At 50.3% G+C, this 1207-nt stretch carries 1 protein-coding gene; it reads right to left on the reverse strand.

The window, feature by feature from the left end:
* Positions 1-250 precede the first annotated feature (250 nt).
* On the reverse strand, positions 251-1066 hold the full coding sequence (gene mtnP, locus HWQ67_RS19150) for an S-methyl-5'-thioadenosine phosphorylase (RefSeq protein ID WP_218254292.1): 816 nt from the start codon (positions 1064-1066) through the stop codon (positions 251-253).
* Between the last annotated feature and the right edge of the window lie 141 nt (positions 1067-1207).

The following is a 1207-nucleotide window of genomic DNA, read 5'->3' on the forward strand; positions in this document are numbered from 1 at the left end:
AGCCTCTTGAGAAAAGGCATTCATCGTGCCCGTGGACAATACGCACGCAATTACCAGCAGACATGCCAGTAGTCTGCCGTAGCGTACCCCGCACCTGCCACCTGTTACACTTGCCCTGTCATGCTTGCACATAGCGTCCTTAGCTGTTAGAAAAGTCATTATGTTACAGTCCTCCATTATTTGTTGTTTAGTTAAATTATAGTAAAAAAAAAACTAATCGTCAATACGTCAAAAAAAATATATCCTTATGCTATGCCTTGGCGTCCTTTAGGGCATCCTTGCACAGGCATTGCCGGTGTGGTTCTACGGTGGTAATGGCGGCAGTGAGCAGGGTTTTCAGCGTCTCAAAGGCCTTTGCCATGGTATCCTTGACCTCCGTCACCGTGAGTTTTTCGGAGGTCACACCGGCGGCGTGGTTTGTAACCACCGCAATGGTACTATAACATATCTGTAGCTCACGCGCCAAGATCGCCTCGGGCATTGCCGTCATGCCCACGACGTCGGCACCCAGGCACGAGTAGGCGCTTATTTCGCGTCTGGTTTCAAGGCGCGGCCCCTGTGTGCAGACGTAGACGCCATCGTCGTAGATTGTGTGCTCGTATGCGAGCGTCTTGGACGCCTCTATCAGACAGGCCCTCAGTTGCGGGCAGAACGGCTCGGTGAAGTCAACGTGATAGACCTCGCCTTCTTCGTAGAAGGTTGAGGGGCGACCGTGTGTCATGTCAATTATCTGGTCGAGGATGGCCATATCCCCGGGATTTAACACCTTGTTAATGGCGCCGGTTGCACCCACCGCAAATATTCGGTTTACGCCAAGCTCACTGAACCCCCAGATGTTGGCACGGTAGTTGACCTTGTGTGGCGCTATGCTGTGACCAGCCCCGTGACGCGGTAAAAACAACACGTCTCTGCCTGCTATCCTCAGCGCCTTATACCGATCTGAGGGCGAACCATACGGCGTATCCACCGATATCTCTTCAATCAGCTCTATGCTTGTAGCAGCAGGCCGGTCATTGTCTCCGACGTTGTAAAAACCACTGCCGCCAATAATCCCTATCTCCGTCATCGTATACCTCCTGAATTTTTTATCCTTAATCATAATATACTCGAGTTTTCGAAAAACAGGCAAACAGCATGGTATCAATTTTGCTAACCATTTTTGCCTGTTTTTTTATGCAATCTCACGCAACTCCTTCTGCTTTTCACG

Origin of the sequence: Candidatus Magnetobacterium casense, assembly GCF_019173545.1 — a bacterium.
Classification (GTDB): domain Bacteria; phylum Nitrospirota; class Thermodesulfovibrionia; order Thermodesulfovibrionales; family Magnetobacteriaceae; genus Magnetobacterium; species Magnetobacterium cryptolimnobacter.